Source organism: Microbacterium sp. T3-8 (assembly GCF_055398145.1).
In genome coordinates this window covers 775,124-790,377 of sequence record NZ_AP027918.1, presented here as the reverse complement: position 1 = coordinate 790,377, position 15,254 = coordinate 775,124, and the positions used below count along the sequence as shown (strand labels likewise).

At 70.0% G+C, this 15,254-nt stretch carries 16 protein-coding genes; 7 read left to right on the top strand and 9 right to left on the bottom strand.

Annotation, left to right across the window (positions count from 1 at the left end; all coding sequences use genetic code 11):
• Positions 1–26 precede the first annotated feature (26 nt).
• The 3 genes from ACZ5Y9_RS03830 to ACZ5Y9_RS03820 are packed head-to-tail and all read left to right on the top strand — an operon-like array spanning position 27 to position 2,982.
• Positions 27–1,142 (top strand): heme/hemin ABC transporter substrate-binding protein, encoded by a 1,116-nt coding sequence (locus ACZ5Y9_RS03830; RefSeq protein ID WP_464472337.1) that lies wholly within the window; start codon positions 27–29, stop codon positions 1,140–1,142.
• Positions 1,139–2,212: a FecCD family ABC transporter permease gene (locus ACZ5Y9_RS03825; RefSeq protein WP_404597920.1), complete on the top strand. Its 1,074-nt coding sequence runs from the start codon at positions 1,139–1,141 to the stop codon at positions 2,210–2,212. Before ACZ5Y9_RS03830 ends, ACZ5Y9_RS03825 begins: the two co-directional genes overlap by 4 nt.
• A complete protein-coding gene (locus ACZ5Y9_RS03820; protein ID WP_464472336.1) occupies positions 2,209–2,982 on the top strand; it encodes a heme ABC transporter ATP-binding protein in 774 nt (257 codons plus the stop codon). The genes ACZ5Y9_RS03825 and ACZ5Y9_RS03820 overlap by 4 nt, the downstream gene beginning before the upstream one ends.
• Before the next feature lie 11 nt (positions 2,983–2,993).
• Here the strand turns inward: ACZ5Y9_RS03820 and ACZ5Y9_RS03815 are convergent, their stop codons facing one another.
• Positions 2,994–3,362: a sterol carrier family protein gene (locus tag ACZ5Y9_RS03815; protein WP_247623623.1), complete on the bottom strand. Its 369-nt coding sequence runs from the start codon at positions 3,360–3,362 to the stop codon at positions 2,994–2,996.
• Between the two features lie 34 nt (positions 3,363–3,396).
• Between ACZ5Y9_RS03815 and ACZ5Y9_RS03810 the strand changes: the two genes are divergently transcribed.
• Positions 3,397–4,065: an NUDIX hydrolase gene (locus ACZ5Y9_RS03810; RefSeq protein ID WP_404597923.1), complete on the top strand. Its 669-nt coding sequence runs from the start codon at positions 3,397–3,399 to the stop codon at positions 4,063–4,065.
• A gap of 232 nt (positions 4,066–4,297) precedes the next feature.
• Positions 4,298–5,575, top strand: coding sequence for a phosphoribosylamine--glycine ligase (gene purD, locus ACZ5Y9_RS03805; RefSeq protein WP_464472335.1), 1,278 nt, complete (start codon positions 4,298–4,300; stop codon positions 5,573–5,575).
• A gap of 7 nt (positions 5,576–5,582) precedes the next feature.
• Here purD and ACZ5Y9_RS03800 read toward each other — a convergent pair whose 3' ends face one another.
• The 7 genes from ACZ5Y9_RS03800 to ACZ5Y9_RS03770 all read right to left on the bottom strand — a co-directional run bounded on the left by ACZ5Y9_RS03800 (position 5,583) and on the right by ACZ5Y9_RS03770 (position 12,783).
• Complete coding sequence (locus ACZ5Y9_RS03800; RefSeq protein WP_464472334.1) at positions 5,583–6,113, bottom strand: GNAT family N-acetyltransferase; 531 nt, start codon at positions 6,111–6,113, stop codon at positions 5,583–5,585.
• 159 nt (positions 6,114–6,272) lie between these two features.
• A complete protein-coding gene (locus ACZ5Y9_RS03795; protein ID WP_464472333.1) occupies positions 6,273–7,001 on the bottom strand; it encodes an amino acid ABC transporter ATP-binding protein in 729 nt (242 codons plus the stop codon).
• On the bottom strand, positions 6,998–8,473 hold the full coding sequence (locus tag ACZ5Y9_RS03790; RefSeq protein WP_247623628.1) for an amino acid ABC transporter substrate-binding protein/permease: 1,476 nt from the start codon (positions 8,471–8,473) through the stop codon (positions 6,998–7,000). The genes ACZ5Y9_RS03795 and ACZ5Y9_RS03790 overlap by 4 nt, the downstream gene beginning before the upstream one ends.
• Before the next feature lie 106 nt (positions 8,474–8,579).
• Complete coding sequence (locus ACZ5Y9_RS03785) at positions 8,580–10,094, bottom strand: DHA2 family efflux MFS transporter permease subunit (protein WP_281731248.1); 1,515 nt, start codon at positions 10,092–10,094, stop codon at positions 8,580–8,582.
• Positions 10,091–10,714 carry a PadR family transcriptional regulator gene (locus ACZ5Y9_RS03780; protein WP_464472332.1) on the bottom strand — a complete coding sequence of 208 codons (624 nt, stop codon included), beginning with the start codon at positions 10,712–10,714 and terminating at the stop codon, positions 10,091–10,093. The genes ACZ5Y9_RS03785 and ACZ5Y9_RS03780 overlap by 4 nt, the downstream gene beginning before the upstream one ends.
• A gap of 100 nt (positions 10,715–10,814) precedes the next feature.
• Entirely contained in the window at positions 10,815–11,495 is a 681-nt protein-coding gene (locus tag ACZ5Y9_RS03775) for a response regulator (protein ID WP_464472331.1), read from the bottom strand.
• Between the two features lie 22 nt (positions 11,496–11,517).
• A complete protein-coding gene (locus ACZ5Y9_RS03770; RefSeq protein ID WP_464472330.1) occupies positions 11,518–12,783 on the bottom strand; it encodes a sensor histidine kinase in 1,266 nt (421 codons plus the stop codon).
• A 194-nt stretch (positions 12,784–12,977) separates the two neighbouring features.
• Here ACZ5Y9_RS03770 and ACZ5Y9_RS03765 point away from each other — a divergent pair, with 194 nt between their 5' ends.
• A complete protein-coding gene (locus tag ACZ5Y9_RS03765) occupies positions 12,978–13,883 on the top strand; it encodes an Ltp family lipoprotein (RefSeq protein ID WP_464472329.1) in 906 nt (301 codons plus the stop codon).
• A 39-nt stretch (positions 13,884–13,922) separates the two neighbouring features.
• Here ACZ5Y9_RS03765 and ACZ5Y9_RS03760 read toward each other — a convergent pair whose 3' ends face one another.
• Complete coding sequence (locus tag ACZ5Y9_RS03760; protein WP_247633074.1) at positions 13,923–14,138, bottom strand: hypervirulence associated TUDOR domain-containing protein; 216 nt, start codon at positions 14,136–14,138, stop codon at positions 13,923–13,925.
• 86 nt (positions 14,139–14,224) lie between these two features.
• Between ACZ5Y9_RS03760 and ACZ5Y9_RS03755 the strand changes: the two genes are divergently transcribed.
• Entirely contained in the window at positions 14,225–15,109 is an 885-nt protein-coding gene (locus tag ACZ5Y9_RS03755; RefSeq protein ID WP_464472328.1) for a phosphoribosylaminoimidazolesuccinocarboxamide synthase, read from the top strand.
• Positions 15,110–15,254: the final 145 nt, after the last annotated feature.

The window sequence follows — 15,254 nt, the reverse complement described above, 5'->3', positions numbered from 1 at the left end:
GTCAAGTTTTAGGATAGCCTTGCCTTATGCGCCGCGTCTTTGCCGTCTTCCTCGCTGCCTCGCTCGCGATCGGACTCGCCGGTTGCGCACAGCCCGGCGCGGATGCCGCAACCCCCGACGCCTCGGCAACGCCCGCGGACGATTGCCCCCAGGCATCCGTCGCTCTCGCCGATCTCGACCTCGTCGTTGACGTCCGCGCCGTCGAGGGCGGATCGACCGCCTGCCTGTCGAGCCATGCCATCACCCCCATCGACGACGACACCGCGCCCGAGCTGCCGGTCACGGTGACCGACAGCGAAGACCGTGAGGTCACGATCACCTCGGCCGACCGCATCCTGCCGATCGACATCTCGGGCACCATCGCCTCGACCGTCTTCGCCCTGGGCCTCGGCGACCAGGTCGTCGGGCGGGATGCCTCGACCCAGTTCGCCGGCACCGAAGACCTCCCCGTCGTCACGCAGAGCGGGCACAGCCTGAACGCCGAGGCGATCCTCGAGCTCGCCCCCACCGTCGTGCTCACCGACACGACCATCGGGCCCAAGGAGGTGCGCCAGCAGTTGCGCGACGCGGGCATCGCGGTCGTCGTCATCTCGAGCGACCGCCGCATCGACACCACCGACGAACTCGTCACCGAGATCGCCGGCGCCCTGGGAGTGCCCACCCGCGGAGCCGCCCTCATCGAACGCCTCGCGGGCGAGCTCGACGACGCCGAGGCCGAGATCGCCGAGATCGTGCCCGCCGACGAGGCCGATCGCGCCCGCATGCTCTTCCTCTACGTGCGCGGCAGCGCGAACGTCTATTACATCTTCGGCGAGGACTCCGGCGCCGATTCCCTCATCGACGCGGTCGGCGGCGTCGACGTCGCCGAGGAGATCGGCTGGGAGGGCATGAAGCCCATGACCGCCGAAGCCCTCGTCGCCGCGAAGCCCGACGTGCTCGTGATGATGACCGACGGACTCGAATCGGTCGGGGGCATCGACGGTCTGATCGAACGCGTACCCGCCGTCGCCCAGACGCCCGCCGGAACCCACCGCCGCGTGATCGACATGGCCGACAGCGAGATCCTGAGCTTCGGGCCGCGCTCGGCCGAGATCATCAGCGCCCTCGCCCGCGCCCTCTACGCGCCCGAGCCCGCGAAATGACCTCGGAGGTCGTCACCCCGACGCCGACCACGCGCCGGGGGCTGCGCTTCGCGCTGGTCGTCATCGGCCTGCTCGCAGCGCTCGTGATCACCTGCATCGCATCGATCACGAGTGGCCAGTACGACCTCTCCCCCACCGATCTCGTCGGCGTGCTGCTGCACGGCATCGGCATCGACACCGCCTGGGCGCCGTCGAACGCCACCGATTACGGCGTCATCAACAGCATCCGGATGCCACGGCTGGTGCTCGGCCTGCTCGTCGGCGCCGCGCTCGCGGTGTCGGGCGTGCTCATGCAGGCGATCTTCGGCAACCCGCTGGCGGATGCCGGTGTCGTCGGCGTCTCGTCGGGCGCCGCCCTCGGCGCGGCCGCGAGCATCACCTTGGGACTCGCCTCGTTCGGGATGTGGACGACCCCCGCGTTCGCCTTCATCGGCGGACTCGTGGCGGTGCTCTCCGTCTACTTCATCAGCCGTTCGGGTGGGCGCACCGAGGTCGTCACCCTCCTGCTCACGGGTATCGCGATCAACGCGATCGCGGGCGCCGGGATGGCGTTCCTCACGTTCATCGGCACGACCTCGACGCGCGAGCAGATCGTGTTCTGGCAGCTCGGATCACTCAACGGCGCGCTGTGGCAGAACGTCACCCTCGTCGCACCGCTGGTCGCGATCGGCATCGTCGTGGCGTTGATCGTCGCTCCGAGCCTCGACCTCTTCGCTCTCGGCGAGCGCACCGCACGGCACCTCGGACTCAACGTCGAACTGCTGCGCATCACGGTCATCGTCACCGTGGCGCTGCTGGTGTGCGCGGCGGTCGCGTTCGCCGGGATCATCGGGTTCGCGGGCCTCGTCGTGCCCCACCTGATGCGCATGATCATCGGCCCCGCGCACCTGCCGCTCGTGATCGCCTCGGCTCTCGGCGGCGCGCTGCTCATCGCCGTGGCCGATCTCGTCGCCCGCACCGCCGTGCCCCTCGCCGACCTGCCGATCGGCATGATCACCTCGCTCGTCGGCGGCCCCTTCTTCCTCTGGCTGCTCGTGCGCACGCGCCGCCGGGCGGGAGGCTGGGCATGACCGTCCGCCTGCGGGGCACCGGGCTCACCGTGCGCGTCGGCGACGGTCGCGCGATCCTCGACGACGCTTCGATCGACATCCACGCCGGGCAGATCCACGCCCTCGTCGGCCCCAACGGCGCCGGCAAATCGACCCTGTTCGGCGTGCTCGCCGGCGACGTGACGGCCCAGACCGGACGGGTCGAGCTCGACGGGGCGCCGGTCACCGGCATCCGTTCGCGCACCCTCGCGCAGCAGCGGGCGGTGCTGCTGCAGGAGAACACCGTCACGTTCCCGTTCACGGCCGAGCAGGTCGTGCGCATGGGGCGCTCGCCCTGGGCGCGCACTCCCGCGGCCGACGACGACGACGCGATCGTCGCGACCTCGATGGGATCGACCGAGGTGCTGCCGCTCAGCGCCCGCTCGGTCACGTCTCTGTCGGGCGGTGAGCGCGCCCGCGTGGCGCTGGCCCGCGTGATCGCGCAGAGCACCGGCATCCTGCTGCTCGACGAACCCACCGCCGCTCTCGACCTCAAGCACCACGAAGACGTCATGCGGCTCATCGGCCTGCAGGCGGCCGAGGGAGTCGCCGTCGCGATCGTGCTGCACGACCTCAACGCCGCCCTCGCGCACGCCGACCGCGTCACCCTGCTGTCGCAGGGGCGCGTGGTCGCCACCGGCACCCCCGCCGAGGTGCTCACGGCGCCGCGCATCGAAGAGGTCTACGGTCAGCCCGTCGACGTCTTCCCCCACCCCTCCACGGGGGTTCCGCTGGTGGTCGCGCGGCGCTAGGTGCCGGCGCGCTACGGGCGCAGCGGAAGCACGTCGACGAGGTCGGCGCGCGTGCCCGAGGCGGCGATGCGACCGGATGCCGCGGCATCCGCCCACTGCTCCTCGCCCAGCGCGACCGCGAGCCACGTCGCGGCATCCATCTCGACCACGTTCGGGGGCGTGCCGCGCGTGTGCCGCGGACCCTGGATGACCTGCACCGCGCCGAACGGCGGCACCCGCACCTCGACGCTGTTGCCCGGCGCCTTCTCGTCGAGCAGCTGCAGCAGATACCGCACGGCCGTGGCGAGGGCGGGACGCGGAGGCTTCTCGCCCGCGGCATCCGCCTGCTTCACGACGTCGAGCGCCGTGCGTCCGTCGACGATGTCGATCTTCTTGGCCATCTCCTCACCCTATGACCGCGCGTAGGCTCGCAGCATGAGCATGCATCCCGAGGGCGCCCGCGCCGAGCTGCTCGCCGCGGCATCCGGGCACGGCTGGAGCGGCCCCTTCCCCGCACTCCTCGATCCCGAGAACGCGCACGATGCGGCGGTGCTCATCCTGTTCGGCGTGCTCGATCGCGAACCGGCCGTGGTGCCCGATGCGGCCGTCGCACGCGACCTCGACGTGCTGCTGCAGCGCCGCGCCCCCACGCTCTCGTCGCATCCGGGTCAGGTGTCGTTCCCGGGCGGGCGGGTCGAGCCGGGAGATGCGGATGCCGCCGCCACCGCGCTCCGCGAAGCAGAAGAGGAGACCGGACTCGACCCGGAGGGCGTCGACGTGCTGGCGACCCTGCCCGAGATCCCCCTGGCGGCCAGCAACCATCGCGTCACCCCGGTGCTGGGGTGGTGGCGCACGCCGTCGCGGGTGGCGGCGATCGATCACGCCGAGACGGTGGAGGTGTTCCGGGTGCCGGTGGCGCAGCTGCTCGACCCGGCGACGCGGTACACCTCGGTGCGCACGTTCGGCGACCGCACGTTCCGGGCTCCGGCGTTCGACGTCGACGGCACGATCGTGTGGGGCTTCACGGCCATGGTGCTCAGCGGCATCTTCGACGCGGCCGGGTGGACCGTGCCGTGGAACGTCGCCGACGAGCGGCCGGTCTGAGGGGTCCTCGGGGCGGGGCCCTTCGGCGGGCTCACGGACCGGCGGCCCGTCGACAAGCTCAGGGACCGAGCTGCACCTGTACCTAACTCAGGACAAATTGACTGATTCTGCGCTTTCCTGCCCTAGATGGCCCATAGCGCTCCGTTTGTCCTGAGTTAGTGCCACCCCGCGAACACCGCCCGCCCCGGCAACCCACCGAAACCCGACGGGCGAGGCTCGATAGGCTGGGCGGGTGAAGATCCTCGTCCTCGGTTCCGGTGCCCGTGAGCACGCGATCATCCTCGCTCTGCGAGCAGAGAAGGCGGAGCACGAGATCTTCGTCTCCCCCGGCAACGCCGGCATCGCACAGGATGCGACCCCCGTCGCGGTCGACGTGCTCGACGGCGGCGCGGTGACCGCGTTCGCGAACGAGCACGCGATCGACCTCGTCGTCATCGGCCCCGAGGCACCGCTGGTCGCTGGTGTCGCCGACGCGCTGCGCGAGCGCGGCATCCCGGTCTTCGGCCCGGGCAAGGCGGCGGCCCAGCTCGAGGGTTCTAAGGCCTTCGCCAAGCGCATCATGGACTCCGCGGGTGTTCCCACGGGCCGCGCCGTGCGTGCGACCACCACCGCCGAGGTCGAGGCGGCGTTCGACGACCTCGGTGCCCCGCACGTCGTGAAGGCCGACGGTCTCGCCGCCGGCAAGGGCGTCATCGTCACCTCCGACCGTGCCGAGGCCCTCGCGCACGCCGAGCAGTATCTGCCCGCCGGCCCGGTGCTCGTCGAGGAGTTCCTCTCCGGCCCCGAGGTCTCGCTCTTCTTCCTCAGCGACGGCGACACCGTGCGCGCCCTCAGCCCCGCGCAGGACTTCAAGCGCGCGCTCGACGGCGACGCCGGCCCCAACACGGGCGGCATGGGCGCCTACTCGCCGCTGCCCTGGCTCGCCGAGCAGTTCGGAAGCGAGCAGGAGTTCGTCGCCGAGGTCACGCGCGACGTGGCCGTGCCCGTGATCCGCCAGCTCGACGCCGAGGGCACCCCCTTCATCGGCCTGCTCTACGCCGGCCTCATCCTCACCCCCGCGGGTGTGCGCGTGATCGAGTTCAACGCCCGCTTCGGCGACCCCGAGACACAGGTCGTGCTGCCGCGCCTGGTCACGCCCCTGTCGGAGCTGCTGTTCGCCGCGGCATCCGGCACCCTCGAGGACCAGCCCGAGCCCGTCTTCAGCGACGACGTCGCGATCACCGTGGTGCTCGCGAGCGAGGGCTACCCCGAGGCCCCGCAGACCGGTCGCCCGATCGAGAACCTCGCGGATGCCGCGGCCGTCGAGGGCGTGCGCATCGTGCACGCCGCGACGGCGGGTCCGGATGCTCCGGGCGGAGACCTGCTCGCAACCGGCGGCCGTGTGCTGAACGTGGTGGCGACGGCATCCGATTTCGGCACCGCCCGCGCCCGCGCGTACGACGCGATCGGACGCATCCGTCTGGAGGGCGCGCACTACCGCGGCGACATCGCCGCCCGCGTCGCGGAATGACGCTGCTCTACAGCGCGATCCAGTAGCGCCGCAGCATCCCCTGGCCGCGCGCCGACTGGTCGCTGATGTCTTGCAGCACTCCGCCGGCACGCTCGATCGTGCGGTACGAGCCCTCGTTGTCGACGTCACAGGTGATCATCACCCGCTCCAGGCCGATCTCGCGCGCTCGCTCGAGGCCGAGGCGCAGCGCGGCCGACGCGATCCCCTCGCGGCGGCGTGAGGCCCGCACCGAGTAGCCGATGTGCCCGCCGGCCTCGGCGAGCCACTCGTTGAGCGTGTGCCGGAACGACAGGAAGCCTACGACCTCGTCTCCGTCGACCACCCAGTACAGGTCGTTGTGCACCCGGTCGGCGGGCGGGGCGATCGCGGTGTCGGCGAGGCGCTCGGCATCCGCGATCAGGGCATCCAGAGTCGCTCGGTCGGGCGTCACGGGAGCCGTCAGACCCGACCCGTCGACATGCCCCTCACCGAACTCCGCTACGGCGGCTGCCCACGAGTCGAAGAGGTCGGCGGTCGGTCGAACGAGCTGCACGGTCATCGCCCCACCCCATCAGATGGCGGTGTCCGGTCGCAATTCCGTGCGCCGAGCGCCGAGCCACCCCTTCACGAACGAGCCACCCCCTTCCGCACCGCCCGCAATGGGGTGGCTCGAGCAGAAAGGGGTGGCTCGGCGAAGCAAAAGAGCGGATGCCGCGAACTACAGCACCTTCGAGAGGAACTCCTTCAGGCGCTCGTTCTTGGGCGCCTCGAACAGGTCGGCCGGCGCGGCCTCCTCGACGACGACGCCGCCGTCCATGAAGACCGTGCGGTCGGAGACCTCGCGGGCGAAGCCCATCTCGTGCGTCACGAGCACCATCGTCATGCCGCCCTCGGCGAGATCGCGGATGACCTGCAGCACCTCACCCACCATCTCGGGGTCGAGGGCACTGGTGGCCTCGTCGAACAGCATGATCTCGGGGTCCATCGCGAGCGCACGGGCGATGGCCACGCGCTGCTTCTGACCGCCCGAGAGCGAGGCGGGCTTGGCATCCGCCTTCTCCGACAGGCCGACCCGCTCGAGCAGGGCCAGCGCGCGCTCGCGCGCCTTCGACTTCGACAGACGACCCAGCTCGACCGGCGCGAGCGTGATGTTCTCGAGCACCGTCATGTGCGGGAACAGGTTGAAGTGCTGGAAGACCATGCCGATGCGCTGGCGCACCTCGTCGAGCTTGACGCTCTTGTCGGTGAGGTCGACGCCGTCGATGACGACCTTGCCCGACGTGGGCTCCTCGAGCTTGTTGAGGCAGCGCAGCAGTGTCGATTTGCCCGAGCCCGAGGGCCCGATGACCGCGACGACCTCGCCGTCGTCGACCGTCAGATCGATGCCCTTGAGCACCTCGTTGCTTCCGAACGACTTGTGCAGGTTCTGCACGGCGATCTTGCTCATGCGTTGAACTTCCTCTCGAGGCGGTTCGCGAGCAGCGTCAGCAGCGTGATCACGACGAAGTAGATGATGGCGACGATCGTCAGCACCTGCGCCGACAGATAGGTCGAGGCGATGATCTGACGCGACTGGAACGTCAGCTCGGCGAGGCCGATGACGCTGATCAGCGACGTGTCCTTGAGGGTGATGATGCCCTGGTTCACGAATGACGGGATCATGATGCGGAACGCCTGCGGCAGCACGACCTTCTGCATGGTCTTCCAGTGGCCGAGACCCAGCGACCGCGATGCCTCGTTCTGACCGGGGTCGACGGCCTGGATGCCGCCGCGGATGATCTCGGTCATATACGCACCCGTGTTGAGCGAGAGCGTGATCGCTCCGGCCACGAACGGGTTGAACTGCAGGCCCGGGAACAGCTGCGGGATGGCGAAGAAGACGAAGAACGCCTGCACCAGGATCGGGGTGCCGCGGAACACGAACACGTAGGCGGTCGCGATCCACCGGAACGGCAGGAACTTCGAGAGGCGTCCGAAGCCGAACACGATGCCGAGCACGAAGGCGGCGACGAGGGCGACGAGCGTCGCGAGGATCGTCAGCCAGAGTCCGCTCATCAGCGCCGGCCAGTACTTCACGGCGACGGAGATGATGTCGGTCGGCTGGGCGGATGCCTCGCCCGCGCTGAGGTAGGTGTCCACGATCTCGTCGTACTCGCCGCTCTCCTGCAGGTTCGCCAGCCCGGCGTTGAACTTCTCGATCAGCTCGGGGTTCATGCCCTTGTTGACCGCGAAACCGTACTCGCCGCCGAGCTCGGGCTCGCCCACGAGACGGAAACCGGAGCCCTGCTGGATGCCGTACGCCAGCACCGGGAAGTCCTCGAAGTAGCCGACGGCCTGGTTCGCCTTGACGGCATCCACCATGTCGGTCGTGTCGGAGTAGGGCGTGATGCGGAAGCCGTACTCGTCCTGGTTGTCCTCGGCGAAGGTCTGGCCCTGGGTACCGGTCTTCACCGCGACGGTCTTGCCGTCGAGGTCGTCGAGCGAATCGATGTCGCTCGACTCGAGAACGCCGAGCTGGATGCCGCTGGTGAAGTACGGCTCGCTGAAGTCGAACGTCTGCTGACGCTCCTCGGTGATCGACATACCGGCCATGACGGCATCCACCTGGTTCGACTGCAGGGCCTGCAGGGCCGCGTCGAATCCGAGCTGGCGGATCTCGACCTCGAAGCCCTGGTCGTCGGCGATCGCGCGGAGCAGGTCCATGTCGATGCCGACGAGCTCGCCGTCGGAGTTCGTGAACTCGAACGGCGCGAAGGTCGTGTCGGTGCCGATGACGTACGTCTCACCGTCGGCGGCCGTGGCGGGGGCGGCTCCGCCGAGCAGCGCGGCGCCCGCGACGGCGGTCGCGAGCACGGCGGCTCCGGTCGTGCGGGCGAGGCGGCGGAGCCGGGCGCGCAGGGAAGAGGGGTGTGGGATCACGACGGATGCTCCTCGGATCGGGGTGGCGACCGGCCGGTCGCCGCCCGTCTACCTTAGTCAACGCGAAACGCCCCGCCCATTTCGGGGCGGGGCGTTCGTCGGAGGATCAGACGGTCGGATGCTTCGGCGCACCGCGCAGGAACAGCGACGCGATGAGCGCGACGAGGATCACGCAGGCCGGCAGCAGGATCGCCTGCGACATGCCCGTCGAGAAGCCCTCGGCGACGACATCCGGAAGGGTTCCACCCGAGCCGATCGACCCGCCGGCGTCGTCCATGCCGGGCAGGTTCGCCTCGAGGCGCGCCTGCATGAACGTGGCGATCGCGGCCGATCCGACCACCGATCCGATCGTGCGGGTGGTGTTGTAGATGCCCGCGCCCGCGCCGGCCTGGCGCATCGGGAGCATCCGGGTGGCGGTCGTCGCGAGCGGACCCCACATACCGGCGTTACCGAGGCCCATGAGGGCGGAGGGGAACAGGAACATCCAGATCGGGGTGTCCATGTTCACCAGCGACGAGTACCAGAACAGGGCTCCCGAGACGGCGAGCAGACCCGGGATCAGGATGATGCGGGGGTCGGTGCGGTCGAGGATCTTGCCCGCGACCGGAGCCAGCACTCCCGAGAGCACCGCCATCGGGATCATCAGCAGCGCCGCTTCGGTCGGGGTGAGCCCCCGGGCCGTCTGCAGGAAGAACATCAGCGGCAGCGACATGCTCGTCACCGTGAAGCCCACCGCGGCGATCGCGACGTTCGCTCCCGAGAAGTTGCGGTCCTTGAAGAGCTCCAGCGGCACGAGCGCCTCGGACTTCGTCTTCCACTGCTGCACGATGAAGATCGCGAGCACCACGATGCCGGCGATGATCATGCCCCACACCGAGATCGGGCCCCAGATGACGCCCCAGTCGTACTTCTCACCCTCCTGCAGGCCGAAGACCACGAGGAAGATCGCGACGGCGCTCAGCACGACGCCGAGGATGTCGAAGCGGTGCGGGTGCGTCTTGAGCTTGGGCACGAGGATCCACGCGGCGACGAAGGCGATCACGCCGACGGGCAGGTTGACGAAGAAGATCCACTCCCAGCCGAGGCCGTCGACGAGCACGCCGCCGAGCAGCGGGCCGACGAGCGTCGCGACACCGGCGGTCGCACCCCACAGGCCCATGGCCGCGCCGCGGCGCTCGGGCGGGAAGGTGCGGGTGATGACGGCCATGGTCTGCGGGGTCATGAACGCGGCGCCGAGACCCTGCACGGCGCGGGCCGCGATCAAGCCCTCGAGCGAGCTCGACAGACCGCACCAGAGGGATGCCGCGGTGAAGATCGCGAGTCCGATGAGGTAGATGTTCTTCGGTCCGAAGCGGTCGCCGAGGCGGCCGGTGATCAGCAGCGGCACGGCGTAGGTGAGCAGGTAAGCGCTGGTCACCCACACGACGTTGTCGAGGTTGTTGGTGTTCGGGTCGAGGGCGGCCTTGATCGCGGGGTTCGCGACCGAGACGATCGTCGTGTCGACGAGGATCATGAAGAAGCCGATGACGAGCGCCCAGAGGGCGGGCCAGGGGCTCTTCGGTGCCTGCCCCGCGGCGAAGGGGCCGGTCTGGGGGCCGACGGCCTGTCGGGAATCGGTCATTGCTGTGCAGCCTTTCGCTGAGCGATGTAGCGGTCTGTGTCGTCGAAGTCGTTCGGGCCCCAGCGGAGCCCGTCGCCGTCGAGTCGGGTGAGGAGGGTGTCGAGCCAGCGCACCTCGGCCTCGAGCAGTGCCTCCTGGCGTTCTATCTCGACGAGCACCTGCGCGGGAGTACCCCGTTCGTGTGCTGCGCGGAGCCCGTCGCGGTGGGCCACGTGGCTGTCGACGAGAGCGGAACGACGCTCGCGCAACAGCGCGGTGACGTCATCGCGCTCGAGATTGTGCGCTTCGGCGAGCGCAATGCGGAAGTCGGTCTCGCTGTCGGTGCGGGGCAGTTCGCGGCGCACCCACGCGATGACGGTGTCGCGACCGGCATCGGTCAGCGTGTAGGTGGTGCGCTCGGGACGGTTGCCGTCGCGATCGATGCCGATCTCGTCGATCAGGCCGGTCTTCTGCAGGCGCGCGACCGTGTGGTAGAGCGTCCCGTTGGTGATCGTGAGCAGGCGGTCGTCCTGACGGATGCGCAGCAGACGGACCATCTCATAGGGGTGCATGTCGCCCTCGCGCAGCAGCGCGAGCACCATCACACCCATGGGTGTGAGCGTGTCGATCGGATCCTTCATCACCTGCTCCACTTCGATTAGTCCACGTGGACTATACGCCTGTTCCGCGGCGCGATCAAGCACGCCCCCGGCGAGGAGGCGGATGCTGCGACCGCAGCCGTCAGACGTCGATCGGTCCGTGCCCCGCGCGTTCGAGGAGCACACCGACCTGCACGCGATTGCGCACCGCGAGCTTGGCGAAGACCTGCTCGAGATGCGTCTTCACGGTGCCCGGGGCGATGTGCAGCGCCGCGCCGATCTCCTGGTTCGTGGCGCCCGAAGCCACCCGCACGGCGACATCGCGCTCGCGCTCGGTGAGCACCGAGATCCGGGCGACCGCCGCGGCGCGCCCCTGCCCCTGCTCGCCCTCGACCGCGCGTCGCACCAGCTGCGCCGTGCTCTGCGCCGAGAACACGCTCTCGCCCGCGGCGGTGCGTCGCACCGCATCGATGATGCGCGTCGGCGACTCATCCTTCAGCAGGTAACCGAGCGCCCCGGCGATCAGCATCCGTACGAGCTGCCCCTCGGCGTCGAGGCTCGTCATCGCGAGCACTCGAGCGCCCGATTCGGCCACGATGGCGGCGGTCGCTTCGGGCCCGTCCATCACCGGCATCCGCACGTCCATGAGCACCACGTCGGGTCGGTGCGTGCGCACGAGCTCGATCGCGGCGGCGCCGTCGGATGCCTCGGCGACGACCTCGATCGACGGGTCGGCACCGAGCACGAACCGGAATCCGCTGCGGATGAGGGGTTCGTCATCGACGATCAGCACCCGCACGGGGGTGTCGTCGAAACCGGTCACGCACCGAGCATATCGGCGCGGCTCAGCCGCGCTCCTGCCAGGGCAGCGTCACGTCGACGATGAACGAGCCCTCGTACCCGCCGATCCAGGCCTGGCCACCCAGTGCCGTGGCGCGTTCGCGGATGCCGAGCACGCCGTTCCCTCCGCCCGGAATGCTTCCGGGGGCACCCGCCGGCACCCCGGCGCCGACCGGATTCACGACGCGGATCCGCGCGCCCGACTCGGGAGCGACCTGCACGATCAGGTCGATCGGTGCGCGCGGCGCGTGCTTGACGGCGTTGGTGAGCGACTCCTGCACGATCCGGAACACCGCGCCGTCGAAGAGCGCGCCCGCACGCTCGGGCGACTCGATCAGGATCAGCGAGGTGATCGCGTGACCCGCGCCGCGGAGACCGGCGACGAGGGCGCCGACGGCCCGCATCGTCGCGGGAGCGGAGCTCTCGGCATCCGCTCCGCTGCGCAGCTCGCCGATCAGGCCGCGCATGTCCTGCAGTGCGGCGTGGGTCTGCTCGCGGACGGTCCTCGCCATCTGACCGGTCACGCCCTCGTCGGCCGCCGCCTCGAGCGCTCCGGCGTGCAGCGAGACCACCGAGAGGCGGTGGGCCAGGGCGTCGTGCATGTCGCGGGCGATGCGCTCGCGCTCGGCCTGACGCACGGTCTGCTCGGCGAGCACGTCGGCTCGTTGCGTCTGCACGGCCGCCCGCTGCTCGCTGCGCTCCGCGCGGTCCCGCGTGCGGGCCAGTGCCACCGACCCGGCGGCGATACCGAGCGACACGAGCGCGCAGACGATCACCGCGACGTTCCATTCGACACTGTCGACCGCGCCGATGCTGGTCGTGAGGAACCAGGGCAGGGCCCCGCCCCACGGCGTCAACGCCTCGCGCAGCGCGAACAGCAGCACGCTCCCGCCGACGACGGCGCCGATCGGCACGACCTTCGTCGGCTTCTGACGGATGAGCGCGACGGCGCCGATCAGCAGCAGCAGATACGAGGTGCCGACGACGGCGAGCACGCCACCGGCGATCACGACGACCAGCGGATGCCGCCGCCGCCAGAGCACCGTGAACCACGCGGCGATCGCGAAGAGGGCGATGCCCACGCCGACCGGGGTGATCCGCAGGGTGCCTCCGGCCGCCCCGTCGACGGTCGGGTACGTCGCGGCGCCGGGCACGTTGGCGACGGCGCAGATGTCGAGCACCGCGCCCACGATCAGGAGCGCGATCGACCCGGCCGTGTACGTCACGGCGCGACCGCGGGAGCGCGCTGAGGAGGGGTTCGATGCCGACACAGACCGAGCGTATTGCCCCGCGCGCCTCGCGCGCGCCTGCCGGACGGCACGAGAAGCCTCTGCCGAACGGCGTACCCGGGTGTGGACGGATGGCCGATACCCCCGGCCGAGCGGGGCTGCGAAGGTGATGGACGAGCGCCGACCAGGGCGCCATCCGCCACCCACGTCCCCACCCCTTGAACCGAGGATTCGTCATGACTTTCGACAACACGGGCTCCACGCCCCCGCCCCCGCCCTCCCCGCTGCCCACCGCCCCCACGGCGGCATACCCCGCACCCGGCGCCCCGGCCCCGGGCTCCCCCGCACCGGCGGCAGGCTCCCCCGCCCCGGCCGCACCGCCCGTCGCGATCGGCGAGAAGTCGTTCCTCGTGACCTGGCTGCTCGCGCTGCTGCTGGGCGTGCTGGGCGTCGACCGCTTCTACCTGGGCAAGGTCGGCACCGGCATCCTGAAGCTCGTCACGTTCGGCGGCCTGGGCATCTGGGCACTCATCGACCTGATCCTGGTGCTTACGAACTCGACCCGCGACTCGAAGGGGTTCGCGCTCGCCGGGCACGAGGAGCACAAGAAGATCGCCTGGATCGTGACCGGCATCGTGATCGCGCTCGGCATCGTCAGCAGCGCCGTGAACGGTTCGCAGGCGTCGTCGCGCCCGACCTCCGACCGCCCCGCGGTCTCGGCCCCGGTCGAGTCGGCCGCACCCGAGGAGACGACCACCGCCGAGGAGCCCGTCGAAGAAGCATCCGCCGAACCGGTCGAAGAAGAGGCGCCGGCCGAGCCCGAGGCACCTGCCGTCCCCGCCGAGTACGCCTCGGCGCTGACCAAGGCCGAGACCTACTCCGACTTCATGCACATGAGCAAGGCCGGCATCTACGACCAGCTCACCTCGGAGTACGGCGAGAAGTTCTCGCCCGAGGCGGCGCAGTACGCGGTCGACACGATGGTCGCCGACTGGAACGCGAACGCGCTCGAGAAGGCGAAGACCTACCAGGAGACGATGGCCATGTCGCCGTCGGCGATCCGCGACCAGCTCGTCAGCGAGTACGGCGAGAAGTTCACGCCCGAAGAGGCGGATTACGCGATCGCGCACCTGAACGACTGACACCGACCGGGCTGACGGCGACGCGGGGGGGGCGCGCCGTCAGCTCTTCAGTCGCCGCAGGGCCGATCCCTTGTGCGCGGCGCGATCACCGCTCTTCTCCGACTCGACGATGTAGGCCGGGTCATCGGCCGTCGCCGTGAAATGCTGCCCCGCGAACTCGAAGTCCCTCGTGCGCTTCTCCTCGACGGTCCCTCGTGTGCGCCCCTGCGAGGTGTTCCAGCTCACCCGGTCGCCCTTCGACAGTTCCTTCGACATGCATCCTCCGTTCGTTGCGGAGAGCATCGCGGATGCCGCGGCATCCGCCACTCCCCTTGACACGGCACCCTCGCGCGACCGGGATAATGGGGCAGGTGAGCACTCCTGCAGACAGCACGTCCCAGAGCATCCCCGGCTGGCGTCACCTCTACTCGGGCAAGGTCCGCGACCTGTACGCCTCGGAGGATCCCGCCGACACGCGCATCCTGGTCGTGGCGAGCGACCGCGTCAGCGCGTTCGACTTCGTGCTGTCACCCGGCATCCCGAAGAAGGGCGCCCTGCTCACCCGGCTGAGTCGCTGGTGGTTCGCGCAGCTCGACACCCCCAACCACCTCGCCGAGGGCGAGATCCCGGATGCCGTCGCCGACCGCGCCATGCTCGCGCAGTCCCTCGAGATGCTGCCCGTCGAGTGCGTGGTGCGCGGCTACATCACGGGTTCCGGCTGGGCGGAATACCAGGAGAGCGGCACGGTCTGCGGCATCCCGCTGCCCGCCGGGCTCAAGAACGGCGACCGCCTGCCCGAGCCGCTGTTCACCCCCGCGTACAAGGCGCCAATGGGCGAGCACGACGAGAACATCACCTTCGCGCAGACCGTCGAGCTGGTGGGCGAAGCGCGCGCCGCCGAGCTGCGCGACGTCTCGGTCGACCTCTACACGCGCGCGGCCGCCATCGCCGAGGAGAAGGGTCTGATCCTCGCCGACACCAAGTTCGAGTTCGGCACGGATGCCGACGGCACGCTGCGCCTGGCCGACGAGGTGCTCACGAGCGATTCGTCGCGGTACTGGGATGCCGAGGCTTGGCGCACCGGCGTCACGCCGAGCCAGCGCATGGCGAGCTTCGACAAGCAGATCGTGCGCGACTGGCTGGCGTCGCACTGGGACAAGCAGGGCGAGCCCCCCGCGCTGCCCGAGCACATCGTCTCGCGCACGGCCGACCGCTACCGCGAACTGATCGACCGCCTCGGGGCGTAGCCAGGCAGGGCGGAACCCTTCGACAGGCTCAGGGACCCAGTGGCTCTGGGACCCAGTGGCTGGGTCGCTGAGCCTGTCGAAGCGTCCCCCACGCGAGACGAAGGGCACCCAGGGAACACTCAGGAATCGGTAGTGTTGCTCCAGC